Genomic DNA, 23,274 nt, shown 5'->3' with positions numbered 1-23,274 from the left:
TCGAAACGCGGGAATAGCTCAGTTGGTAGAGCGCAACCTTGCCAAGGTTGAGGTCGAGAGTTCGAGACTCTTTTCCCGCTCCAGTTTTGAAAAAGGGAAGCACTGCTTCCCTTTTTTTCGCGAGTTCGATTTCGTTTTCAGCAGCGTGGCGCGATAGCAAAGCGGTTATGCAACGGATTGCAAATCCGTCTAGCCCGGTTCGACTCCGGGTCGCGCCTCCACCTCTCCTGATCAGTTCGATCCAACCTCCATCGAAAATAGCCCCGCCAACCTGCGTTGCCGGGGCTCGTTGCGTTTGGGTTATCGTCGATGTTCAAACCCGAGGCCCGGATGGTGAAATTGGTAGACACATCGGACTTAAAATCCGCCGCTTCCTTAATCGGGGCATACGGGTTCGACCCCCGTTCCGGGCACCATACTTAGACAAGGGAGCACTCCATGCCTCGTTACAACGCTCCATTTGAAATTCATGTGCACGGCGACGTGCCGCTGCGGTCTGACGTCACCTTCGACCAGATCCAAGAAGCACTCAAGCCGCTGTGGGCCTATTCGGGCGCCAAGTCGCTGGCCGACGGCGCCACGAGCACCTACGAAGAAGAGCCCGGCATCCGTTTCGAGCAGAAGGACCACATGCTCCAGATGTGCTGGACCGTGCCCGGCGACGACGACTTTCGCCAGGCGCTCGACGAGATGTGCATGGCGCTGAACGAACTGTCGGAACGCGGTGCCGCCATCGAGGTCACCTTCTACGACACCGACTTCGACGAGGAAGAGGGCGACCCCGACGAAGAATCGCGCGACGATTTCCTGATGCTGTTCGTCGGCCCCAATCCGGCCGCGATCATGCAGGTGCAGCGCGACCTGCTGGTGGAAGACGTCGTCAACCTGATGGAGCGCCACTTCGATGGCGCCGAACTCGGCGGCGTGGTGTCCGAAATCGATCGCCTCTTCAGCGACCGCTTCGATGCGCTCGTGAATTCGCTCGAGATCGGCAAGCGCCCGCGCGGCACCGGCGGCAGTGGCAGCGGCGGTGGTGGGCATGGCGGTGGTCGCCGTCCGCGCCACCTGCACTGACGCGCAGGCCAGCCCGCTCTCCTGGCGCCGCCATTCACCGCCGCATGGCGCTGTTCCCGTCTTCCGCCCTGAACGCCGGCGTGCGCAAGCGCGAGGTGTTCGGCTGGGCGATGTACGACTTCGCGAATTCGGGCTACACCACGGTCGTCATCACGGCCGTGTTTGCCGCTTACTTCGTGGGCGGCATCGCCAAGGGCGCGCCATGGGCCGCGTTTGCATGGACCGCGGCGCTCAGCGTCTCCTATGCCATCGTGATGCTCTCCATGCCCGCCATCGGGGCCTGGGCCGACCGGCACGCAGCCAAGAAGCGTGTGCTGGCCGTTGCGACAGCGGGCTGCGTGCTTGGCACCGCCGCGCTTGCGCTCACGCCAAGCTTTTCGGGCGCCGCAGGCGTCGCGGTGGCCATGGGACTGGTGATTGTCTCCAACACCTTCTATTCGTACGGCGAGTCGCTGACCGGTGCCTTCCTGCCCGAGCTCGCAACGGCCGAGGGCATGGGCAAGGTCAGCGGATGGGGTTGGGCCTTCGGCTACGTCGGCGGCATGCTCGCACTTGGCTTGTGCCTGGCCTACGTGCTGTCCTCGCAAGCCAAGGGGTTGCCGGCATCGCACTTCGTACCGGTCACGATGCTGATCACGGCCGCCATCTACGGCACGGCGGCCTGCGCCACTTTTGCGCTGCTGCCCGAGCGCGCGCGGCCCCGAACGGCCGGCGGCGCGCCGAGCGCCTGGCGGCAGTTGCGTGCCACGTTCCGCGAGGCGCGCGCCTACCGCGACTTCATGTGGCTGCTGGTCTGCACCGTGTGCTACCAGGGCGGCGTGGCGGTGGCCATCACGCTGGCGGCCATCTATGCCGAACAGGTCATCGGCTTCGTGGCGAGCGAGACCATGGTGCTGATCTTCGTGCTCAACATCGCGGCCGCGGTCGGCGCCTTTGCCTTCGGCTATGTGCAGGACCGCGTCGGCCACAAGGTCTCGCTGGCCGGCACGCTGGTGGCGTGGATCGCGGTCTGCGTGATTGCCGCGCTGGCGACCACCAAGGGCACCTTCTGGTGGGCCGCCGCCATTGCAGGGCTTGCCATGGGCTCGAGCCAGTCGGCCGGCCGGGCCATGACCGGCTACCTTGCGCCGCCGCGGCAGCTGGCCGAATTCTTCGGGCTCTGGACCTTCGCCACGCGCCTGGCAAGCATCATCGGCCCGCTGATGTTCGGCGCCATCACGTGGGCCGCGGGCGGCAACCAGCGCATCGCCATTCTCTCGACCGCGGCGCTCTTCGTGGCGGGTCTGCTGCTGTTGCTGCCCATCGACATGGCGCGCGGCCGCGAAGCCGCTTTGCGCAGCCGGTAGTAGGCAGCCGATAGGGCCTGTGGCTCAGGGCACCTGCTGCTGCAGGGACTTGGGCACCCGGTAGCGCTCGCCGTCGTAGCGCAGCGTCACGGTGTTGAATCGCGCGGGCAGGGTTTTCTCGGCGCAGCCCTGGTCTTCCTGCAGCTGTGCGTGGCTCTGGACCAGCGTGCGCGCGAGTTGCAGGTCGGCGTAGCCGTTGCTCGACGATTTGCCCACCGAAAGCATGGTGCGCAGTTTCTCGAGTCGGCCGGTGCAGGTGCTGTCCCATCCGCCGCTGTCGTGGTCGAGCTCGACCTCCTGCAGCACCTGCCGAAGCTTGCTGCCGTGGTGCACGTAGAGGCGAATGGATTCGCTCGCAACCGAACTGCCCGGCGCTGTGCCACGGTAGCGCACGCGCAGCCCGAAGGCGCGCGTGTCGGCCGACAGAACATAGCGCGCGGTGTCGATCCGGATGTCCTGGATCGCGGTCGCACTGTCTTCGTCGAGCGCCTCGGGCTGGAAGATGCGGCCGATCACCGTGTCGCGTTCGGTGTTGCCGTTGTCGGGCCGCTGGATCAGCAGCAGCTCGAGATCGAAGACCTTGGCGCCCGTGCTGCTGGTCTCGCGCGGCACGGGCAGCACCACGATGCTGCGCCCCGGGAAGGCGGGCCATGGCTTGCAGGCGGCCAGGCGCTCGTCGAGCGTGCGGTTCGGATGCAGCTTGGCGTGCATGCGTTCGGCCAGGCCGCTCTCGCAGGCGGCATGGCCGAGGCCCGCGGCCGAAAGGCACAGCAGGAGCAAGCCGTGACGCAAAAGGGGACGCATGCGGGTCGGGGTTCAGGTGGCGGTTGCGGCAGCTGCCGTCGCAGCTTGCGGCCGCCGTTGCAGCCAGTGCGCGGCTGCGGCTTCGAGCACGGCCAGATCGCCGCTGCCTTGCAGGACCAAGCCGCCTTCGCCGCTGTCCGCCAGGCGGCCAATCGACGCCAGCACGCGCCGGGTCTGCAGCGCGACCGGCGCGCCGGTATCGATGAAGCGCAGCGCGGTTGGCGCATGGCGCTGCAGTTCGCTTTTCACGAGCGGGTAGTGCGTGCAGCCGAGCACGACGGTATCGACTTGGCCCGGCCCATCGCCGAAGGGGCCCGCCTCGGCCATGTAGCGCGCGCAGAGCGCCTCGATGGCCGCGGTGTCGAAGCCTTCGATGGCTTTCACGAGGCCGTCGCATGGCACGGCGCGGACATTCGCAGACCCAGCGAAAGAGTCGCGCAGCGCCGCGTACTTGGCGCTGGCCAGCGTTCCGCGCGTCGCCATCACCGAGATGTGGCCGGTGCGGCTCGTCGCCACGGCGGGCTTGAGTGCAGGCTCCAGGCCCACGATGGGCAAGGCCGGATACTCGGCACGCAGCAGGTGGATCGCCGCCGTGGTGGCCGTGTTGCAGGCCACGACCAACGCCTTGATGCCGTGCTCGCCGATCAGCTGTTCGGCCACCTTGCGCGAGCGCTCGATCACGTAGTCGTCGCCGCGTTCGCCATACGGCGCATAGGCCGTGTCGGCGAAGTAGACGAAGCGCTCGTGCGGCAGCTCGGCGCGCAGCGCGGCAAGCACGCTGAGCCCGCCGACGCCGCTGTCGAACACTCCGATGGGTTTCAAGCTTCTTCCATCATGATGGTCTTGAACTCGCCGCTCGCAATGCGCTTCTGCCACTCGGCCGGGCCGGTGATGTGCGCGCTGGTGCCGCCGGCATCGACCGCTACCGTCACGGGCATGTCGACCACGTCGAATTCATAGATGGCTTCCATGCCCAGGTCCTCGAAGCCCACCACCTTGGCGGTCTTGATGGCCTTGCTCACGAGGTAGGCGGCGCCGCCCACGGCCATGAGATAGGCGCTCTTGTGCTTCTTGATGGCCTCGATGGCGACCGGGCCGCGCTCGGCCTTGCCGATCATCGCGATCAGGCCGGTTTCGGCCAGCATCATCTCGGTGAAGCCGTCCATGCGCGTCGCGGTGGTCGGGCCGGCGGGGCCCACGGCCTCGTCGCCCACCGGGTCGACCGGGCCGACGTAGTAGATGACGCGGTTGGTGAAGTCCACCGGCAGCTTCTCGCCCTTGGCCAGCATGTCCTGGATGCGCTTGTGCGCGGCGTCTCGGCCGGTGAGCATCTTGCCGTTGAGCAGCAGGGTGTCGCCGGGCTTCCAGCTCGCCACTTCGGCGGGCGTGAGCTTGTCCAGGTCGACGCGCTTGCTCTTCTTCTCGTCGGGCGCCCAGTTGACGTCGGGCCACAGGTCGAGCGACGGCGGGTCGAGGTAGACCGCGCCGCTGCCGTCCATCACGAAGTGCGCGTGGCGGGTGGCCGCGCAATTGGGGATCATTGCCACGGGCTTGCTGGCTGCGTGGGTCGGGTACATCTTGATCTTGATGTCGAGCACGGTGGCCAGGCCGCCCAGGCCCTGCGCGCCGATGCCCAGCGCGTTGACCTTCTCGTACAGCTCGATGCGCAGCGCCTCGACCTTGCTGAGCTCGGCGCCCGAGGCCTTCTTGGCCTGCAGCTCGTGCATGTCGAGGTCGTCCATCAGGCTTTCCTTGGCCATCAGCGCGGCCTTCTCGGCCGTGCCGCCGATGCCGATGCCCAGCATGCCTGGCGGGCACCAGCCGGCGCCCATGGTCGGCACCGTCTTGAGCACCCAGTCGACCACGCTGTCGCCGGGGTTCAGCATCACGAGCTTGCTCTTGTTCTCGCTGCCGCCGCCCTTGGCCGCCACGGTCACTTCGACGGTATTGCCCGGAACGATCTCGGTGAAGATCACCGCGGGCGTGTTGTCCTTGGTGTTCTTGCGATCGAACTGCGGGTCGGCCACGACCGAGGCGCGCAGCGTGTTGTCGGGGTGGTTGTAGCCGCGGCGCACGCCTTCGTTGACGGCGTCGTCCAGCGAACCGGTGAAGCCGCCCCAGCGCACGTCCATGCCCACCTTGAGGAACACGTTGACGATGCCGGTGTCCTGGCAGATCGGGCGGTGGCCCGTGGCGCTCATCTTGCTGTTGGTCAGGATCTGCGCAATGGCGTCCTTGGCGGCGGGGCTCTGCTCGCGCTCGTAGGCCTTGGCCAGGTGGGCGATGTAGTCGGCGGGGTGGTAGTAGCTGATGTACTGCAGCGCGGCGCTGATCGATTCGATCAGGTCGGCCTGCTGGATCGTGGTCGTCATGGTGGGGGGTGTTTTTTGGAGTGTGGAAACGCCCCCCGATTATCTCAGCCGCCGCGCCCGGCCCCGTCGCGCTACCTTGCGGCGGCCCGGGCTTCCTCGATCCAGCCGTCGAACAGCGGCCGGTGGACCCGGATCCAGGCGTCGGTTTGGCGCTCCAGGTCTTGCTGGGTGTTGGCGCCCTGGCTCATGCGCAGGTTCTGGGCGTTGATGTCGCCGATCGGCAGTTTCATCACCTCGAACAGCTTGCCGGCCGCGGGATTCTTCTCGACGAAGGCCTTGTTGGCGACGATCTGCTCCTGGTTGGCCTGGAAGCCGTAGTTCTTGCCGTTCGGAAGCCGCGTGTCCGCGTTCCCACCCTGCGAGGAAGAAAACGGCACCTGCAGCCACACCACGTCCGCGCCGGGCCGCAGCACGGCGCTGACCCAGTAGGGCGTCCAGGTGTAGTACAGCACCGGCTTGTCCTGCTTGAAGCGGGCAATGGTGTCGGCCATCAGCGCGGCGTAGCTGCCTTGCTTGTGCGTGACGGTGTCGCGCAGCTGGTAGGCCGTCAGGTGGTTCTCGATCGCCAGTTCGCAGCCCCAGCCGGGGTTGCAGCCCGTCAGGTCGGCCTTGCCGTCGCCGTCGGCGTCGAACAGCTTCGCGATGGCCGGGTCCTTCAGCTGGGCGATGTTGGTGATGTTGTGTTGCTCGGCCGTCTTGCGGTCGATGAGGTAGCCCTGCACCGCGCCGTCCGAGTACACGCCCTTGCGCCACAGCTTGGCGTCGCCGCCGCTGTTCTTGTAGAAGTCGGCGTGCAGCAGGCTCCAGTGGTTGGCCATGAAAGTGGCGTCGCCGTTGGCGATGGCCAGGTGTTCGGTGGCGGGTTCGAGGTCTTTCATGGGCAGGGCGGTGTAGCCGAGCTTTTCGAGCGCGCGCATCACGAGCAGGGTCTGGAACGCCTCTTCGGCGAGCGAGCTCTTGAGCGGTTGCACGGTAATGCCCTTGCCGGGCAGGTCGTTGGCGGCCTGCGCAGCCATGCCGAAAGCGACGAAGCCGAGCGCCAGCAGGCCGCGGGCGATGTGATGGAGACGGGTTTTCTTCATGCGTTGGATTCCTTCGTGGGCGCTCATTGCGCTTGCGTGGACAGGGCGGGAACAGGTTCGTTCGCACCACGCGGCGGCGTGCTCGCCAGGCGCTGCAGCAGATGCAGCGCAAAGCCGGCCGGCCCGGTGTGCCACCAGCGGCGCCCGGCGCTGCGGCGCGACTTGCCCATGGCTTGCGTGAGGCGGTCGAGCGAGATCGCCAGCAGCACGATGCCCAGGCCGCCCACGGTCGCCAGGCCCATGTCGAGCCGGCCGATGCCGCGCAGCACCATCTGGCCCAGGCCGCCGACCGCGATCATCGAGGCGATCACCACCATCGACAGCGACAGCATCAGTGCCTGGTTGATGCCCGCCATGATCGAGGGCATGGCCAGCGGCAGTTGCACCTTCACCAGCATCTGCCACGGCGAGGCGCCGTAGGCGCGCGCGGCCTCGATCAGGTCGGGCCGCACCTGGCGCAGGCCCAGGTTGGTCAGGCGCACCAGCGGCGCCAGCGCAAAGATGATGGTCACGATCACGCCCGGCACGTTGCCGATGCCGAACAGCATCACCACCGGCACCAGGTAGACGAAGGCGGGCGTGGTCTGCATCGCGTCGAGCACCGGGCGCGTGAGGCGCTGGGCGCGGTCGCTGCTGGCCAGCAGCACGCCGAGCGGCAGGCCGATGACCATGCAGAAGACCAACGAGGTCAGCACCAGCGACAGCGTCACCATGGCTTCGGGCCAGATGCCCAGCATGGCCACGAGCAGCAGCGCCGCCGTGGTGCCGAAGGCGAGCGCGCGGCCCGCGAACTGCCAGGCGAAGAGGCCGATCAACGCGATCATCGCGAGCGTCGGCAGGCCGGTCAGCAGGCTCTGCACCCAGTTCAGCGTGCTGTCGATGGGCAGGCGCACGGTCTGGAAGAACGGGCGGAAGTGCTCGACCACCCAGCCGAGGCCCTGGTTGATCCAGGATTCGACGGGCAGCGAGCCGTCCCAGAGGCGGTGCAATTGGAAGCCGCCGGTGGCGGCGTCGGCCGATCCGGCCAGCTGACGAGCCGTGTCGACGGGGGCGTCGAGCCAGGCGCTGGTCGCGGAGGCGTCGGGGGCGGCGGACAGGGCGGCCCAGGGATCGGCCGGTGCCGCTGCTTGCGGGGCCACGGCGGTGGAAGCGTCGTTCAAGGGCGCGAGTTCGGAGGGCAGTGCGGTGTCGTTCATCAAGGGGTCCTTCGAAGTCGATCAGGCAACGGCCATGGCGGCCGCAGCAGGGACGGGTTGCTGGCGCTGGTGCGCCGGGTCGATCGGCGGCGTGTCGCGGTCGAGAAACTTCAGCAGCGTCGTCTTGCTGATCGCACCGCAGAAGCGGCCGTCGCCGGCCACCACGGGCATGGCACACGGCGCCTGGCCCACCTGGCCGATCAGGCCGGCCACGGGGGCGTCGGCCTCGATCACGCCCAGGTCGTTCAGGAACGCGTGGCGCAGCCCCAGCGGGCCCGAATGCCCGTCGAGCGCCGCGCGCAGCGTATCGGCCGACACGGTGCCCAGGTAGCGCCTGGTCGGGCTCGTCACGTAGGCGAAGTCGCGGTCCTGGTCTTCCAGCACCTTGAGTGCCGCATGCGCACCGCGCTCGGGGTGCTCGCAGACCACGGTGAGCGACTTGCGCGCGATGTCCGCCGCCTTGAACACGGCCGCCGCGTCCACCCCGCGCACGAAGCTGCGCACGTAGTCGTCGGCCGGGCTGCGCAAGATCTCGTCTGGCGTGCCGACCTGGATCACCTGGCCGTCCTTCATGATCGCGATGCGGTCGCCGATGCGCATGGCCTCGTCCAGGTCGTGCGAGATGAAGACGATGGTGCGGCGCTGTTCCTTCTGCAGCCGCAACAGCTCCGACTGCATCTCGGTGCGGATGATCGGGTCGAGGGCCGAGAAGGCCTCGTCCATCAGCAGGATCGACGGATCGGAAGCCAGCGCCCGCGCCAGGCCCACGCGCTGCTGCATGCCGCCCGAGAGCTCGTCGGGATAACTGTCGCCCCAGCCCGCAAGACCCACCTGCGCGAGCGCCAGGTCGGCCTGCGCGAGGCGTTCCTTCTTGCTGGTGCCCGACAGTTCGAGGCCGAAGGCCGTGTTCTCGCGCACCGTCATGTGCGGCATCAACGCGAAGGACTGGAACACCATGCTGATGTCCTTGCGGCGCAGTGCGCGCAGCTTGGCGTCGGAATGTTCGTTGATGTCGGCGCCATCGATCACGATGCGGCCCGCGGTCGGCTCGATCAGCCGGTTCAACAGGCGCACCAGCGTCGATTTGCCCGACCCCGAGAGGCCCATGATGACGAAGATCTCGCCGGCCTGGATTTCGAAGGTGGCATCGAACACGCCGATCGACTGGCCCGTCTGCGCGAGGATTTCCTTTTTCGAAAAACCTTGCCGGACCCGTTCGAGCGCCTGTTCGGGCGAGTCGCCGAACACCTTGAAAACATGGTCGATGAGAATTCCTTTGGCCATACGCCGGGGCTCCTTGTGTGATGGTTGGACACAGCGCCGCCCCGGAGGGCGGCAACGGCCACGCCATCAGCCGATGGGGCTGCCCGAACAGAGCGCGTGAAAAACGCGCGTGCAATGGCCCGGCGAGCCTCGAAGGCTGCCGACAGGCACTGAAGACGACATGGCGACGAAGCCAGTGCCCGCCGGATGCTTCATTCGCAGAGCGGCGGGCCTGGTCGAGGGGCGCCGCCTGGATGAGCGTGACGTGGCAATGGGGCCGGAAAGATCCGGCCGGGTTGCCGGGCAGGGCCCGGCGGGGAGAGCCTTGCACCGCGACGGGATTCGGTGATCCGCGAGTAGCGCAAGGGCAACCAACATGACTTGTTGGTCGTCTGAAGCCCGCAATTATAACTTTTTGACATTACGTGAGTCAAGCCCGGGGCGTATCGTGGGCCGGGCGTCCGGGGCGAATAAGCCTAGGCAAATGCGAGCCATTCTTATCGAGGCCATACTCGGCACCGCGCCCGGTGAGCGGGCGCAACCATTCAAGACCGCGGAGCTTTTTTCATCATGACGACTTCCCCCAAGACCCGTGCCGAGCGCGACACGTTCGGCCCGATCGACGTGCCGGCGGACAAGCTGTGGGGTGCGCAAACGCAGCGCTCGCTGCAGAACTTCGACATTTCCGGCGAGCAGCAGCCGCGCGAGATCATCAAGGCGCTGGCGCAGGTCAAGCGTGCCTCGGCGGTGGTCAACCATGCGCTCGGGCTGCAGGACGACAAGAAGACCCAGGCCATCGTGGCCGCGGCCGACGAAGTCATCGCGGGCAAGCACCCGGGCGAGTTTCCGCTCGTGGTCTGGCAAACCGGCTCGGGCACGCAGACCAACATGAACGTCAACGAGGTGCTGGCCAACCGCGCGAGCGAGCTGCTCGGCGGCGAGCGTGGGGAAGGGCGCCTCGTGCACCCGAACGACGACGTGAACCGCAGCCAGTCGAGCAACGACGTGTTCCCCACGGCCATGCACGTGGCCGCCGTCGAGGCCATCACGCACAAGCTGTTGCCCGCCATTGCCAAGCTGCGCGGCACGCTGGAGAAAAAGTCGAAGGACTTCGCCGACATCGTGAAGATCGGCCGCACCCATCTGCAGGACGCCACGCCGCTCACGCTGGGCCAGGAGTTCTCGGGCTACGTGGCGCAATTGGCGCACGGCGAGGCGCATGTGCGCGCGGCGCTGCCGCACCTGTGCGAACTGGCGCTGGGCGGCACGGCCGTCGGCACCGGACTCAATGCGCCCAAAGGCTACGCGGAGCAGGTGGCGGCCGAGTTGGCGACGCTCACGGGCCTGCCTTTCGTGACCGCACCGAACAAGTTCGAATCCATGGCCAGCGTCGATGCGCTGGTGCATGCCCACGGCGCGCTCAAGACGCTCGCGGCCAGCATGACCAAGATTGCCAACGACGTGCGCTGGCTTGCGAGCGGGCCGCGCAGCGGCATTGGCGAACTCAGCATTCCCGAGAACGAGCCCGGCTCGTCGATCATGCCGGGCAAGGTCAATCCGACTCAGAGCGAAGCCGTCACGATGCTGGCTGCGCAGGTGTTCGGCAACGACGTGGCCATCAACATCGGCGGCGCCTCGGGCAACTTCGAACTGAACGTGTTCCGCCCGATGGTGGAGCACAACTTCCTGCAGAGCGTGCGCCTCCTGGCCGATGGCATGGTGAGCTTCAACGACCACTGCGCCGTGGGCATCGAGCCGAACCGCGAGCGCATCACCGAGCTGGTCCAGCGCTCGCTGATGCTGGTGACTGCGCTCAACACGCACATCGGCTACGACAAGTCGGCCTACATCGCGAAGAAGGCACACAAGGAGGGCACGAGCCTGCGCGAGGCGGCGATTGCCTCGGGCCACCTCACGGCCGAGCAGTTCGACCAGTGGGTGGTGCCTGAGAACATGACCGGCCGGTGAATCCGGAAGGCGAAAAAAAGGACCCGTGCGGGTCCTTTTTTTGCGGCCGGCCGATCAGGCCGATCGAGCCGATCAATAGCCGACCGTGTAGCGCTGGCGCGAATGGGCCTGCTTTTCGAGTTCGTCGATGAACGCGATCGCGTAGTCCTCGAAGCTGATCCAGCTGCGGCCCTCGGCGCTCACGAGCAGGTCGTCCTTGCCCAGGCGGAACTTGCCCGTGCGCTCGCCTTCGACGAATTCGGCGGAAGGCGAAAGAAAGGTCCAGTCGAGTTCCTTCTCGCTTCGCAGCACCTCCAGGAACGCGGCGCCCGCCGAAGCCTCGGCCTTGTACGCCTCGGGGAAATTCGGCGTGTCGATCACCTTCAGGCCCGGCGCTGCGAACAGGCTGCCGGCGCCGCCGACCACCAGCAGGCGCTTCACGCCGGCGCGCTTGGCGGGCTCGATGATGGCGGCGGGCGGTACCGTGGAGAAGTGCGCGGCGCTGAACACGGCGTCATGCCCGGCCAGCGCCTTTTCGAGCGCGGGTGCGTCGAGCACGTCGACGTCGATGGGCTTCACATCGGCGCGGCCCGACAGCTTTTCGCTGGCCTTGCGCGCAATGGCGGTCACGGTGTGGCCGCGGCGCAGGGCCTCCTCGAGAAGGCGGCCGCCAGCGCGTCCGGTGGCGCCGATGATGGCGATGTGGCTCATGAATGCTCCTGAAAAGTTGATGCGATGAAGCGCATCTTAGGTTTCTGCTTTCGAAAGAAATACCTCGAATTTCGCGCTTGTTTATTCCTAAAATCGTTCGAATGGATCGATTGAATGCAATGCGCGTGTTCGTCACGGTGGTCGACTCGGGCAGCCTTTCGGCCGCGGCCGACAAGCTCGATCTTTCCCGGCCGGTGGTCACGCGCTACGTGGCCGAACTCGAGCAATGGACCGGCGCGCGCCTGCTGCACCGCACGACGCGCCGGCTGAGCCTCACGGCGGCCGGCGAGGAACTGCTGCCGCGCTGCCGCCAAGTGCTCGAACTCGCGGGCGACATGCAGGCCGCCGTGCGGCACCCGGCCGAGGCGCCGCGGGGCCAATTGCGCATCACGGCCAGCACTTCCTTCGCGCAGGCGCAACTGGCCGGCGCCGTGGCCGATTACGTGCGGCTGTACCCCGGGGTGGCGGTCGACCTGGTGCTGCTCGACCGCGCGGTGAACCTGGTGGACGAGCGCATCGATCTCGCCATTCGGGTGGCGGTGGAGATCGATCCCAACCTGATCGCGCGGCGGCTCACCGACTGCCGGTCGGTGGTTTGCGCGTCACCCGGCTACCTGAAGGAACACGGCAAGCCTGTGCGCGTGGAGGAGCTGGCCCAGCGCAATTGCCTCACGCACTCGTACTTCGGGCGCAGCCTCTGGAATTTCACGCGCAAGGACAACGGGGAGCCGGTCTCGGTGGCCGTGGGCGGCAACCTGTCGACCAACGATGCTGCGAGCCTGATGCAGCTGGCGCGGTCCGGGGCGGGCATTGCGATGCTGCCGACCTACCTGACGGCCGGCCTCGTGAAGGCCGGCGAACTGGTGCCGCTCTTCCCTGATTGCGAACCGCAGGTGGTGGGCATGTACGCGGTGTATGCCTCGCGCAAGCACATGCCGGCCGCGCTGCGCACGATGCTCGACTTTCTGGCCGAGCAATTCACCGACGTGCCCGCGTGGGATCTGCCGCACGCAGGCTAGAAGCGGGCAGGGCTCAGTGCGAGCCGCCGCCTTGCGGCGCGTTCGACGTCATGAGCTTGTCGGTGTAGGCAATGGCCATGGCCGAGAACAGGAATGCGATGTGGATCACGGTCTGCGCAATCAGAACGCGGTCGGTGTAGTTGTCCGCGTTGATGAAGGTCTTCAGCAGATGGATCGAGCTGATGCCGATGATGGCGGTGGCCAGCTTCACCTTGAGCACCGAGGCGTTCACATGGCTCAGCCACTCGGGCTGGTCGCGATGGCCTTCGAGGTCCATGCGGCTCACGAAGGTTTCGTAGCCGCCCACGATCACCATGATGAGCAGGTTCGAGATCATCACCACGTCGATCAGCGCCAGCACCACCAGCATGATCACCGTTTCATTGAGTGTGCCCACCGGCGCGGTCGTCTTGTAGCCGATGCTGGTGATCAGGGCCTGCAGCGCGTCCTTGCTGCCGAAGGCCGCCTCGACCAGATGCAGCAGCTCGACCAGGAAGTGCACCACGTACACCGCCTGCGCCACGATCAGGCCCAGGTACAGCGGCAGCTGCAGCCAGCGGCTCGCGAAGATCAGCTTGGGGAGTGGCCGCAGGGGCGAGGCGGCGGCGGGCGTGTGGGGGCGGTCGAAAGGGTCGGGAGCGGACATTGGACGGGAGGTTGGGAACGACCGGCGATTCTAGAGGTGCCCTTGTGTCCGACTCGTGATAACCCTGCGAACTAACATCGGACCTGGACGAACCCGTCAGTGACCCGTAAGTGGGCCCGCCGACATTACGGCCGCACCTACCCAGGAGACAAGAAAATGAGCAGCAGCGCATCCAAGAACATCGAATCCGTCCTCGTAGAGAACCGCGTATTCCCACCCGACGCCCGCGCCAGCGCCGGCGCGCGCATCTCGGGCATGGCCGCCTACGAAGCCCTGTGCCAGGAAGCCGAGCAGGACTTCGAAGGCTTCTGGACCCGCCTGGCGAAGGACAACCTCACCTGGACCAAGCCCTTCACCAAGACCCTGGACGAATCCAACGCCCCCTTCTACCAATGGTTCGGCGACGGCGAACTCAACGCCAGCGCCAACTGCCTGGACCGGCACATCGGCACCCCCGTCGAACACAAGACCGCCATCGTCTTCGAGGCCGACGACGGCGCCGTCACCCGCGTCAGCTACAAGGAACTGCTCGCCCGCGTGAGCCAGTTCGCCAACGCCCTGAAGGCCGCCGGCATCCAAAAGGGCGACCGCGTCATCGTCTACATGCCCATGACCGTCGAAGGCGTCGTCGCCATGCAGGCCTGCGCGCGCATCGGCGCCACCCACAGCGTCGTGTTCGGCGGCTTCTCGGCCAAGGCCCTGCAAGAGCGCATCATCGACGCCGGCGCCGTGGCCGTCATCACCGCCAACTACCAGCTGCGCGGCGGCAAGGAGCTGCCCCTCAAAGCCATCGTGGACGACGGCATCGCCATGGGCGGCTGCGAGTCGATCCGGGCCGTGTTCGTCTACGAGCGCACCCCCACCGCCTGGAATCGCGTCGAAGGCCGCGACCAGAGCTTCGCCGAGGCCCTCCAGGGCCAGAGCACCGACTGCCCGCCCGTGCCCGTGAACGCCGAGCACCCCCTCTTCATCCTCTACACCTCCGGCTCCACCGGCAAGCCCAAGGGCGTGCAGCACGCCACCGGCGGCTACCTGCTGTGGGCCCGGCTCACCATGGACTGGACCTTCGACATCCGGCCCGAAGACGTGTTCTGGTGCACCGCCGACATCGGCTGGATCACCGGCCACACCTACGTGGCCTACGGCCCGCTGGCCGCCGGCGCCACCCAGGTGGTGTTCGAAGGCATCCCCACCTTCCCGCACGCCGGGCGCTTCTGGCAGATGATCGAGAAGCACAAGGTCAGCGTCTTCTACACCGCCCCCACCGCCATCCGCTCGCTCATCAAGGCCGCCGAAGGCGACGAGAAAGTGCATCCGAAGAACTGGGACCTTTCGAGCCTGCGCATCCTCGGCTCGGTGGGCGAGCCCATCAACCCCGAGGCCTGGATGTGGTACCACCGCCATATCGGCCGCGAGCAATGTCCGATCGTGGACACCTTCTGGCAGACCGAGACCGGCGGCCACGTGATCACGCCGCTGCCCGGGGCCACGCCGCTGGTGCCCGGCTCCTGCACCCTGCCGCTGCCGGGCATCATGGCCGCCATCGTGGACGAGACCGGCAAGGACCTGCCCCACGGCGCGGGCGGCATGCTGGTCATCAAGCGGCCCTGGCCCTCGATGATCCGCACCATCTGGAACGACCCCGAGCGCTTCAGGAAGAGCTACTTCCCCGAGGAGATGGGCGGCACCATCTACCTGGCCGGCGATGGGGCCGTACGCAGTGCCGACCGCGGCTACTTCCGCATCACCGGGCGCATCGACGACGTGCTGAACGTCTCGGGCCACCGGCTGGGCACGATGGAGATCGAATCGGCGCTGGTGTCCAAGACCGACCTGGTGGCCGAGGCGGCCGTGGTGGGCCGGCCCGACGACGTGACGGGCGAGGCGGTGTGCGCCTTTGTCGTGCTCAAGCGCAGCCGCCCGACCGGCGAGGAGGCCAAGCAGATCGCCAACGAGCTGCGCGCCTGGGTGGCCAAGGAGATCGGGCCGATTGCCAAGCCCAAGGACATCCGCTTCGGGGACAACCTGCCCAAGACGCGCAGCGGCAAGATCATGCGGCGCCTGCTGCGCAGCATCGCCAAGGGGGAGGCGATCACGCAGGACACGTCGACGCTGGAGAATCCGGCCATTCTGGAGCAGTTGTCACAGACCAATTGATTGGTTCTGTAGGACACGGCCGTTACTGGAGAGCGGCGGCCATAGCGGCCTTCGGCCTGAGGTAAAACCAGCAGAGCCGCCGTGCGCTTCGATGCGCAGGGCGCGTTCAGCTGTGTTCGATCTGTACGAAGGAGGCCCCCCATGGGCGTGAGATCCGCTTTTCTGTTCGTCATTCTGCTGTTGATCGCGGTCCTTGCCGCGCTCAACTGGGGAACGCTTTCGGCGCCCGTGCCGGTCTCGCTGGGCTTCATGACGATTTCCGCGCCGCTCGGCTTGATGATGCTTGCGCTGACGGTCGCCCTGGGCGTGTTCTTCCTGGTCTATGTGCTGTACCTGCACAGCTCGGTGTTGCTCGACGCCAAGCGCCACAACAAGGAAATGCAGGTGCAGCGCGATCTTGCCGACAAGGCCGAGGCTTCGCGCTTCACCGAGCTGCGCAATTTCCTGGAAACGCAGGAGAACAAGCACATGGCGCAAAACGCCGAGCGGCATGCCGCGTTGCTGACCCGGCTGGGGCAGGTCGAGAGCGTGGTGCGCCAGCGTTCGGAGCAGTCCGACAACACCGTGGCCGCGCACATCGGCCAGCTCGAAGACCGCATCGAGCGCCGGCCGCTGCCCACGGACATCGATCCACGGGTTTGACGACGCGGGCCTGGGCGCCCAGGCTCAGCGCGCCATCAGCACCCAGGCGGCGAGCTTCTTGGCGTCGGCTTCGCTCACCTGGTTGTTCGCCGGCATCGGCACCGGGCCCCATACGCCCGAACCACCCTTGATGATCTTTGTCGCGAGCATGTCCGCGGCGCCGGCGTTGCCTTTGTACTTGGCCGCCACGTCCTTGAAAGAAGGGCCGAGCACCTTGCGGTCGACCGCGTGGCAGCTCATGCAGTTTTTCGACGTGGCCAGGGCCAGGTCTGCGAAAGCGGGCGCCGCCAACCCAAGGCCCAAGCCCAGAATCGCGGATGACAGGAGTCTCTTCATGGGGATGTATTTCGTAATGGCTGGGTTACATTCGATCTAACGCGATTGTAGGTAGCGCCGTGCACCGGCGTCCGGAAGCGTTTCGAACAAAACCCGAGGGATTCGCGATGCTTTTTCTGCTGCTGGGCTTGCTGGGCATAGGCCTCAAATACTTCGAAGTGGGCATGGTTGCCGGCTGGAGCTGGTGGATCGTGCTCTCGCCGTTCGCGCTGGCCGTGGCGTGGTGGGCATGGGCCGATTCGTCGGGCTACACCAAGCGCAAGGTCATTGAGCGCGAAGAGCGGCGCAAGCAGGCCCGCATCGACCGCCAGCGCAGCAACATGGGCCTGCCGGGCAGCAAGGGCCAGCGACCGAAGCGCTGAGCGGCACGCACACGCCGGGCGGCCCTGTCCACTGCATGCACCGGCACCCGCCATGGACGAAGAAGCGACCCGGCAAGCGATGCTGGTCTTCGGACTCTCGCTGCTGGCCGGGCCGGCCATCGGCGGTTTGGCGGGATGGCTCAAGGGCTTGTTCTGGGGCGTGGGGATCGGGGCGCTGCTGATCGGCTGCGCGGGCCTCTACGCCGCCGCGACGATCGGCTGGCATCGCTACCAGTCGATTGAGGGCACGGCCAGCGTGCAGGGCAGCCTGGTCGAGTTCGTCGACGAGCGCAGCAAGGACAGCAACGGCCGCACCACGGTCTCGCGCGCCCCCATCGTCGAATACATCGCGCCTGACGGCCAGAAGCGCCGCGTCAAGGGACTCGGCGGCGGACTGTCGGACAAGGAATGGGGCGACCCGGTCGAGGTGCGCTACAGCGTGGCCGACCCGGCGCAAGCCCTGGTGGCGGACTTCCAGAACATGTGGGGCGCCGTCTGGGGATTTGGCCTCTTCGGGCTGTTCCCGACGATGTTCGGCCTCTTCTTCACCGGCATGGCGATCAAGGAGGGGCGGCCCCAGGCCGGCGCGCCGGTTGAGCGCAAGGCCACGTCCGCGCAGCAGCGCTGGCGCACGCGCGGCACCGTGCTGGCCAACCTGGTCTTCGTGGCCGGCTTTGCCGTCTGCTTTCTGTATCCGGACGAGCGGCTGGGGAGGGCGCTCGGTGCCGGCTTCATGACCATCGGCGCCGGCGCATTGCTGCACTTCGTCGTGCAGAGCCTGCCGCCGTCGATGGAATTCGAATTCCGCAGCATCCTCGCGATCGTGGGCCTTGGCTTCCTGGCCTTTGGCTACGGCGCGTGGATGATGGCCTGACCAGGTTTCAGAACTTGTCGAGCACCGCGCCCGAGCTGGCGCTCGAGGCGTTGAACGCGAACTTGGCCTGCACGCCGCGGGTGTAGCGCGGCGCCGGCGGCTTCCAGCCTTCGCGGCGCTTGGCGAGTTCGGCTTCGGGCACGTTGAGTTCGAGCACCAGCTTGTGCGCGTCGATGGTGATCGAGTCGCCTTCGTTCACGAACGCAATGGTGCCGCCCGCTGCTGCCTCTGGCGCGACGTGGCCGACCACCATGCCCCAGGTGCCGCCCGAGAAGCGGCCGTCGGTAATAAGGCCCACGCTTTCGCCCAGGCCCGCGCCGATCAGCGCGCCCGTGGGGGCCAGCATTTCGGGCATGCCGGGGCCGCCCTTGGGGCCCAGGTAGCGCAGCACCATCACATCGCCGGCCTTGATCTTGCCGTCCAGGATGGCCTTGAGCGCCGATTGCTCGTCGTCGAACACGCGCGCCGGGCCGGTAATGACGGGGTTCTTCAGGCCGGTGATCTTGGCGACCGCGCCTTCGGGCGACAGGTTGCCCTTGAGGATGGCCAGGTGGCCTTGGTTGTACATGGGCTTGTCGATCGGGCGGATCACGTCCTGGTCGGCGCGCGGCACGTCGGGCACGTCCTTCAGCACTTCGGCAATCGTCTGGCCGGTGATGGTGATGCAGTCGCCATGCAGCAGGCCCGCGTTCAGCAGCACCTTCATCACTTGCGGAATGCCGCCGGCCTTGTGCAGGTCGACTGCCAGGTACTTGCCCGAGGGCTTCAGGTCGCACAGCACCGGCACCTTCTTGCGGATGCGCTCGAAGTCGTCGATGGACCACTCGACCTCGGCGGCATGCGCAATCGCCAGGAAGTGCAGCACCGCATTGGTCGAGCCGCCCGTGGCCATGATGACGGCCACGGCGTTCTCGATGGCCTTCTTGGTCACGATGTCGCGCGGCTTCAGGTCTTTCTTGATCGCCTCGATCAGCACCTTGGCCGACTCCTTGGCCGAGTTGGCCTTTTCGTCGTGCGGGTTGGCCATGGTGGACGAGTAGGGCAGCGAGATGCCGAGCGCCTCGAATGCGCTGGACATGGTGTTGGCCGTGTACATGCCGCCGCACGAGCCGCTGCCGGGAATGGCGCGCATCTCGATCTCGCGCAGGTCTTCGTCGCTCATGTTGCCGGCGGCGTTCTGGCCCACGGCTTCGAACACGCTCACGATGTTCAGGTCTTGCCCCTTGTAGCGGCCCGGCAGGATGGTGCCGCCGTAGACGTAGATGGCCGGCACGTTGGCGCGCAGCATGCCCATCAGGCCGCCCGGCATGTTCTTGTCGCAGCCGCCGACCACCAGCACGCCGTCCATCCACTGGCCGCCCACGCAGGTCTCGATGCAGTCCGAAATGACCTCGCGGCTCACCAGCGAGTACTTCATGCCCTCGGTGCCCATGGCCATGCCGTCGGAGATGGTGGGGGTGCCGAACACCTGTGCGTTGCCGCCGGCTTCCTCGATGCCCGCGATGGCCGCGTCGGCCAGCTTCTGCAAGCCCGAGTTGCAGGGCGTGATGGTGCTGTGGCCGTTGGCGACGCCGACCATCGGCTTCTTGAAGTCGCTTTCCTCGTAGCCCATGGCGTAGAACATGGAGCGGTTGGGCGCGCGGCTCTTGCCTTCGACGATGTTGGCGCTGCGGCGATTGATCTGGATTGGCTTGGTGTCCATGGTGTCTCTTGTGTCGTGGGGAGATCGGGGGGAAGCCCAAGTATCGGACTTCTCATTGATTCATTCCAATCCATTTTTCAGTGCGGATTGATATGCTAGGCATATGAAAGAAAGCCTGATCGATCTGCGGGCCTGGCGCCAGTTCGTCGCGGTGGCCGAAGAATTGCACTTCGGCCGCGCCGCCCTGCGGCTGCACATGACCCAGCCGCCGGTGACCCAGGCCATTGCCCAGCTCGAAAAGACATTGGGCGTGCTGCTGTTCGACCGCACCCGAAGGCGCGTGGCGCTCACGCCCGCCGGCGAGGCGCTGCTGCCCGATGTGCGCGAACTGCTGGCGCGCGCCCAGGCGCTTCCGGCGCGGGCGCGGGCCGCGGCGGCGGGGCAGGTGGGGCGCGTGCGCATCGCCTTCGTCTCCACCGTCGGTTTCGAGCAGTTGCCGGCCTGGGTGCGCGAGTTCCGCGTGCTTTGCCCCGAGGTGGCGCTCGAACTGGTCGAGGCCACGGGCGACGTCCAGCTCGAAGCCTTTGCGCGCGGCGAGATCGATGCCGGGCTGATGCTGCATTCGCCGGGCGCCGCGCCGCCGGGGCTCGCGCGGCTGCCGGTGGAGGAGGAGGCGCTGGTGCTGGCCCTGCCGGCGCAGCACCGGCTCGCACGCGCGCGGCCCGTGCCGCTGGCAGAGGTGCTGGCCGAGCCGCTGGTGATCTTTCCGCGCCGCATCGTGCCTTCGCTGCATGACGCTGTCTTCGACCTCTATCACGCCGCCGGCCGCACGCCGCAGGTCGCACAGGAGGCGATCCAGATGCAGACCATCGTCAATCTCGTCTCGGGCGGCATCGGCGTGGCCTGGGTGCCGCACAGCGTGATGCAGTTCCGGCGCGCGGGCGTGGTCTACCGGCAGGCCGACGAGTTCAAGGGCGTGGGGCGGCGCCGCGTGGCGCTGCCGGCTTGCGAGACCAGTCTGGTGTGGTCTGCGCAGGCGGCGCACCCGGCGCTGGCCCGTTTCGTGGAATTCGTGCGGGAGCGTACGGTGCGGGCGAAGTAGTGAGCAGCTAAATCGCGTCACACCGCGGAACCGGCTTTGCCGGGCCGCAGGTGCTGCCTCCGACAGGGGGGAGAAGCGACACGAGGTGCGCGAAGCCTGGGGGGCGTGTCACTTGCTCCGGGCACAATCCGCGGATGCTCGTGCATCCGCAGATCGATCCCATCGCCTTGCAGCTCGGACCCGTCGCCATTCACTGGTACGGGCTGACCTACCTGGCCGCGTTCGCGCTGTTCTACTTTCTCGGTACGCGCCGGCTGCACCACGAGCCGTACCGTTCGCTGGCCCGCGCCGGCGCCTGGCAGCGCAAGGACATCGAGGACATTCTTTTTCTCGGCGTGATGGGCGTGATCGTCGGGGGGCGGCTGGGCTATTGCCTCTTCTACAAGCCGGAGTTCTACCTCACGCACCCGCTCGAGATCCTGTACGTGTGGAAGCGCGGCATGAGCTTTCATGGCGGCATGCTGGGCGTGATCGGCGCGATGGTCTGGTTCGCGCGTTCGCGTGCGCGGCCGTTCTGGCAGGTGATGGATTTCGTCGCGCCCTGCGTGCCCACCGGCCTTGCTGCGGGCCGCGTGGGCAACTTCATCAATGGCGAACTCTGGGGCCGCTTCAGCAGCCCCGACCTGCCCTGGGGCATGGTGTTCCCGCAAAGCGGCTCGATGCTGCCGCGCCATCCGTCGCAGGTCTACCAGTTTCTGCTCGAAGGCCTGCTGCTGTTCGTGATCATGTGGCTCTATGCGCGCAAGGAGCGCAAGCAGGGGCAGGTGGCTGCGGTCTTCCTGATCGGCTACGGCGCGCTACGCTTCTTTGCCGAGTACTTCCGCGAGCCCGACGACTTCCTCGGCCTGCGCTCCCTGAGCCTGAGCCAGGGGCAGTGGCTCAGCGTGCCGATGGTGACCGTCGGCCTCGCGCTGTGGTTCTGGTTCGGCCGCGCAAGGCTTGCCGGGCCGCAAGTGTTCCCCCGGTAGGGGGAGGGCGAAGCGACACGAAGTGCGCGAAGCCTGGGAGGCGAGTCATTTGCTCCGGGCACAATCCGCGGATGCTCATGTATCCGCAGATCAATCCCATCGCCCTGCAGCTCGGGCCCGTTGCCATTCACTGGTACGGCCTGACATACCTGGCCGCGTTCGCGCTGTTCTATTTTCTCGGCACGCGCCGCCTGCGGCACGAGCCGTACCGCTCCCTGGTCGGCGCGGGTGCGTGGCAGCGCAAGGACATCGAGGACATTCTCTTTCTCGGGGTGATGGGCGTCATCGTGGGCGGCCGGCTCGGCTACTGCCTGTTCTACAAGCCCGAGTTCTATCTCGCGAATCCGCTGCAGATTCTTTACGTGTGGCAGGGCGGCATGAGCTTTCACGGCGGCCTGCTGGGCGTGATCGGGGCGATGCTCTGGTTCGCACGTTCGCGTGCCCGGCCGTTCTGGCAGGTGATGGATTTCGTCTCGCCCTGCGTGCCTACGGGGCTGGCGGCAGGCCGCGTGGGCAACTTCATCAACGGTGAGCTCTGGGGCCGCTTCAGCAGCCCCGACCTGCCCTGGGGCATGGTGTTTCCGCAGAGCGGCTCGATGCTGCCGCGCCATCCCTCGCAGGTCTACCAGTTCCTGCTCGAAGGGCTTCTGCTGTTCGTCATCATGTGGCTGTACGCCCGCAAGGAGCGCAAGCAAGGACAGGTGGCCGCGGTGTTCATGATCGGCTATGGCGTGCTGCGCTTCATTGCCGAGTATTTCCGCGAGCCGGATGATTTTCTCGGCCTGCGCGCGCTCAACCTGAGCCAGGGGCAGTGGCTCAGCGTGCCGATGGTGATCTTCGGCATCGGCCTGTGGATCTGGGCGGCGCAGCGCCGCCAGCCGGCGACGGCCTGAGGCTCCGGCACTCAGGGTAAGCACGGGCCGCGGGCGTGCCGCGCGGCCTTGTGCCGCGTTCATCGCGGACTCACAATTATGTGTAATTACAGGAAATTACGCCTGCCCCCGCGTTTCACATCCTCATGCGCCTCGTCCCAAACTCCCTGCACGACGAAGTGGCCGCCACGCTGCGCGAGCAGATCTTCGCGGGCGCGCTGGCACCGGGCAGCTTTCTGGACGAGGCCGCACTGTGCGAGAGGCTGTCGATTTCCCGCACCCCCTTGCGCGAGGCGCTCAAGGTGCTCACGGCCGAAGGCCTGCTGCGGCATGAACCGCGGCGCGGCTGCTTCGTGCGCGAGGTGACGGAGCGCGATCTCGATGAGATATTTCCAGTCATTGCGCTGCTCGAAGGCCGTTGCGCCTACGAGGCCGCGCGCAACGCAAGCGATTCCGAGCTGCACGAGCTCGATGCGCTGCACGAACGGCTGGTGCGCCATGCCAAGTCCAAGCGCATCAACGACTACTACGCCACCAACCACCTCATTCACGAGGCGATCATCCAGCTGGCCGACAACAGATGGCTGGCGCAGGTGATCGGCGATCTGCGCAAGATACTCAAGCTCGCGCGGCTCCAGCAGCTGCATGCGCCGGGCCGGCTCGAGCAGAGCCTGTCGGAGCATCTGGCGGTGTTCGCCGCGCTCAAGGCGCGCGACAGCGACGGCGCGGACGCGGCCATGCGCACGCACCTGACGCGCCAGCGCGAAGCACTGCGCGAGGTGGCGCGGCAACAGAAATCCAGGGTGATGTCATGAACGACATGAAAAAAGACCTCCCCGCACCTCACAGCATTGGAGTT

The 23,274-nt window shown here is 66.8% G+C and carries 22 protein-coding genes and 3 tRNA genes; 15 read left to right on the top strand and 10 right to left on the bottom strand.

Annotated elements, in window-relative coordinates; translation table 11 throughout:
• Positions 1 to 7 precede the first annotated feature (7 nt).
• The 5 genes from ACJ7Z0_RS05305 to ACJ7Z0_RS05285 all read left to right on the top strand — a co-directional run bounded on the left by ACJ7Z0_RS05305 (position 8) and on the right by ACJ7Z0_RS05285 (position 2,420).
• A tRNA-Gly gene (locus tag ACJ7Z0_RS05305) sits at positions 8 to 83 on the top strand.
• A 64-nt stretch (positions 84 to 147) separates the two neighbouring features.
• Positions 148 to 221: transfer RNA gene (locus ACJ7Z0_RS05300), tRNA-Cys, on the top strand.
• A gap of 103 nt (positions 222 to 324) precedes the next feature.
• Positions 325 to 416, top strand: a tRNA-Leu gene (locus tag ACJ7Z0_RS05295).
• Positions 417 to 438: 22 nt separating this feature from the next.
• Positions 439 to 1,074: a DUF6806 family protein gene (locus tag ACJ7Z0_RS05290; protein ID WP_093018172.1), complete on the top strand. Its 636-nt coding sequence runs from the start codon at positions 439 to 441 to the stop codon at positions 1,072 to 1,074.
• Positions 1,075 to 1,118: 44 nt separating this feature from the next.
• Complete coding sequence (locus ACJ7Z0_RS05285; RefSeq protein WP_434788986.1) at positions 1,119 to 2,420, top strand: MFS transporter; 1,302 nt, start codon at positions 1,119 to 1,121, stop codon at positions 2,418 to 2,420.
• A 24-nt stretch (positions 2,421 to 2,444) separates the two neighbouring features.
• Here ACJ7Z0_RS05285 and ACJ7Z0_RS05280 read toward each other — a convergent pair whose 3' ends face one another.
• The 6 genes from ACJ7Z0_RS05280 to proV form a co-directional block, all read right to left on the bottom strand.
• The gene (locus ACJ7Z0_RS05280) at positions 2,445 to 3,224 is read right to left on the bottom strand and encodes a PA3715 family protein (RefSeq protein ID WP_434788985.1); all 780 of its coding nucleotides are present in this window, start codon (positions 3,222 to 3,224) and stop codon (positions 2,445 to 2,447) included.
• A 12-nt stretch (positions 3,225 to 3,236) separates the two neighbouring features.
• The gene (gene murI, locus ACJ7Z0_RS05275; protein WP_434788984.1) at positions 3,237 to 4,046 is read right to left on the bottom strand and encodes a glutamate racemase; all 810 of its coding nucleotides are present in this window, start codon (positions 4,044 to 4,046) and stop codon (positions 3,237 to 3,239) included.
• On the bottom strand, positions 4,043 to 5,596 hold the full coding sequence (locus tag ACJ7Z0_RS05270; protein WP_434788983.1) for a fumarate hydratase: 1,554 nt from the start codon (positions 5,594 to 5,596) through the stop codon (positions 4,043 to 4,045). The genes murI and ACJ7Z0_RS05270 overlap by 4 nt, the downstream gene beginning before the upstream one ends.
• A gap of 71 nt (positions 5,597 to 5,667) precedes the next feature.
• Positions 5,668 to 6,678, bottom strand: a complete 1,011-nt coding sequence (gene proX, locus ACJ7Z0_RS05265; RefSeq protein ID WP_434788982.1) for a glycine betaine/L-proline ABC transporter substrate-binding protein ProX — start codon at positions 6,676 to 6,678, stop codon at positions 5,668 to 5,670.
• A 23-nt stretch (positions 6,679 to 6,701) separates the two neighbouring features.
• Complete coding sequence (gene proW, locus ACJ7Z0_RS05260; RefSeq protein ID WP_434788981.1) at positions 6,702 to 7,874, bottom strand: glycine betaine/L-proline ABC transporter permease ProW; 1,173 nt, start codon at positions 7,872 to 7,874, stop codon at positions 6,702 to 6,704.
• A 21-nt stretch (positions 7,875 to 7,895) separates the two neighbouring features.
• Positions 7,896 to 9,158, bottom strand: a complete 1,263-nt coding sequence (proV, locus tag ACJ7Z0_RS05255; RefSeq protein WP_434788980.1) for a glycine betaine/L-proline ABC transporter ATP-binding protein ProV — start codon at positions 9,156 to 9,158, stop codon at positions 7,896 to 7,898.
• Between the two features lie 549 nt (positions 9,159 to 9,707).
• Between proV and fumC the strand changes: the two genes are divergently transcribed.
• Complete coding sequence (fumC, locus tag ACJ7Z0_RS05250) at positions 9,708 to 11,105, top strand: class II fumarate hydratase (protein ID WP_434788979.1); 1,398 nt, start codon at positions 9,708 to 9,710, stop codon at positions 11,103 to 11,105.
• A 72-nt stretch (positions 11,106 to 11,177) separates the two neighbouring features.
• Here fumC and ACJ7Z0_RS05245 read toward each other — a convergent pair whose 3' ends face one another.
• Positions 11,178 to 11,795 (bottom strand): NAD(P)-dependent oxidoreductase, encoded by a 618-nt coding sequence (locus tag ACJ7Z0_RS05245; protein WP_431130923.1) that lies wholly within the window; start codon positions 11,793 to 11,795, stop codon positions 11,178 to 11,180.
• A gap of 101 nt (positions 11,796 to 11,896) precedes the next feature.
• On the opposite strand from ACJ7Z0_RS05245, the gene ACJ7Z0_RS05240 reads away from it, so the two are divergent.
• Complete coding sequence (locus ACJ7Z0_RS05240; protein ID WP_434788978.1) at positions 11,897 to 12,814, top strand: LysR family transcriptional regulator; 918 nt, start codon at positions 11,897 to 11,899, stop codon at positions 12,812 to 12,814.
• A 13-nt stretch (positions 12,815 to 12,827) separates the two neighbouring features.
• Here the strand turns inward: ACJ7Z0_RS05240 and ACJ7Z0_RS05235 are convergent, their stop codons facing one another.
• Positions 12,828 to 13,460: a YqhA family protein gene (locus ACJ7Z0_RS05235; RefSeq protein WP_434788977.1), complete on the bottom strand. Its 633-nt coding sequence runs from the start codon at positions 13,458 to 13,460 to the stop codon at positions 12,828 to 12,830.
• 156 nt (positions 13,461 to 13,616) lie between these two features.
• Between ACJ7Z0_RS05235 and acs the strand changes: the two genes are divergently transcribed.
• Positions 13,617 to 15,617: an acetate--CoA ligase gene (acs, locus tag ACJ7Z0_RS05230; protein WP_434788976.1), complete on the top strand. Its 2,001-nt coding sequence runs from the start codon at positions 13,617 to 13,619 to the stop codon at positions 15,615 to 15,617.
• 141 nt (positions 15,618 to 15,758) lie between these two features.
• Complete coding sequence (locus tag ACJ7Z0_RS05225) at positions 15,759 to 16,259, top strand: LapA family protein (RefSeq protein WP_434788975.1); 501 nt, start codon at positions 15,759 to 15,761, stop codon at positions 16,257 to 16,259.
• Positions 16,260 to 16,283: 24 nt separating this feature from the next.
• Here ACJ7Z0_RS05225 and ACJ7Z0_RS05220 read toward each other — a convergent pair whose 3' ends face one another.
• Complete coding sequence (locus ACJ7Z0_RS05220; RefSeq protein WP_434788974.1) at positions 16,284 to 16,595, bottom strand: c-type cytochrome; 312 nt, start codon at positions 16,593 to 16,595, stop codon at positions 16,284 to 16,286.
• A 107-nt stretch (positions 16,596 to 16,702) separates the two neighbouring features.
• Between ACJ7Z0_RS05220 and ACJ7Z0_RS05215 the strand changes: the two genes are divergently transcribed.
• The gene (locus ACJ7Z0_RS05215; protein WP_434788973.1) at positions 16,703 to 16,957 is read left to right on the top strand and encodes a TIGR04438 family Trp-rich protein; all 255 of its coding nucleotides are present in this window, start codon (positions 16,703 to 16,705) and stop codon (positions 16,955 to 16,957) included.
• Between the two features lie 52 nt (positions 16,958 to 17,009).
• Positions 17,010 to 17,831: a DUF3592 domain-containing protein gene (locus ACJ7Z0_RS05210; RefSeq protein ID WP_434788972.1), complete on the top strand. Its 822-nt coding sequence runs from the start codon at positions 17,010 to 17,012 to the stop codon at positions 17,829 to 17,831.
• 7 nt (positions 17,832 to 17,838) lie between these two features.
• On the opposite strand, the gene ilvD is transcribed toward ACJ7Z0_RS05210, so the two are convergent.
• Positions 17,839 to 19,533 (bottom strand): dihydroxy-acid dehydratase, encoded by a 1,695-nt coding sequence (gene ilvD, locus ACJ7Z0_RS05205; protein WP_434788971.1) that lies wholly within the window; start codon positions 19,531 to 19,533, stop codon positions 17,839 to 17,841.
• A 103-nt stretch (positions 19,534 to 19,636) separates the two neighbouring features.
• Here ilvD and ACJ7Z0_RS05200 point away from each other — a divergent pair, with 103 nt between their 5' ends.
• From ACJ7Z0_RS05200 to ACJ7Z0_RS05185, 4 genes are all read left to right on the top strand, one after another.
• Positions 19,637 to 20,575 carry a LysR family transcriptional regulator gene (locus tag ACJ7Z0_RS05200; protein WP_434788970.1) on the top strand — a complete coding sequence of 313 codons (939 nt, stop codon included), beginning with the start codon at positions 19,637 to 19,639 and terminating at the stop codon, positions 20,573 to 20,575.
• 134 nt (positions 20,576 to 20,709) lie between these two features.
• Positions 20,710 to 21,543 (top strand): prolipoprotein diacylglyceryl transferase, encoded by an 834-nt coding sequence (gene lgt / locus ACJ7Z0_RS05195; protein ID WP_434788969.1) that lies wholly within the window; start codon positions 20,710 to 20,712, stop codon positions 21,541 to 21,543.
• Positions 21,544 to 21,614: 71 nt separating this feature from the next.
• Positions 21,615 to 22,436, top strand: coding sequence for a prolipoprotein diacylglyceryl transferase (gene lgt / locus ACJ7Z0_RS05190; RefSeq protein WP_431131876.1), 822 nt, complete (start codon positions 21,615 to 21,617; stop codon positions 22,434 to 22,436).
• Positions 22,437 to 22,561: 125 nt separating this feature from the next.
• Positions 22,562 to 23,230, top strand: a complete 669-nt coding sequence (locus ACJ7Z0_RS05185) for a GntR family transcriptional regulator (protein WP_055796544.1) — start codon at positions 22,562 to 22,564, stop codon at positions 23,228 to 23,230.
• Positions 23,231 to 23,274 lie beyond the last annotated feature (44 nt).

Origin of the sequence: Variovorax palleresanus, from assembly GCF_051144945.1 — a bacterium.
GTDB lineage: Bacteria > Pseudomonadota > Gammaproteobacteria > Burkholderiales > Burkholderiaceae_C > Variovorax > Variovorax paradoxus_S.
Note: the sequence above shows the minus strand (reverse complement) of the source record. Positions and strands in the feature narration are given on the sequence as shown.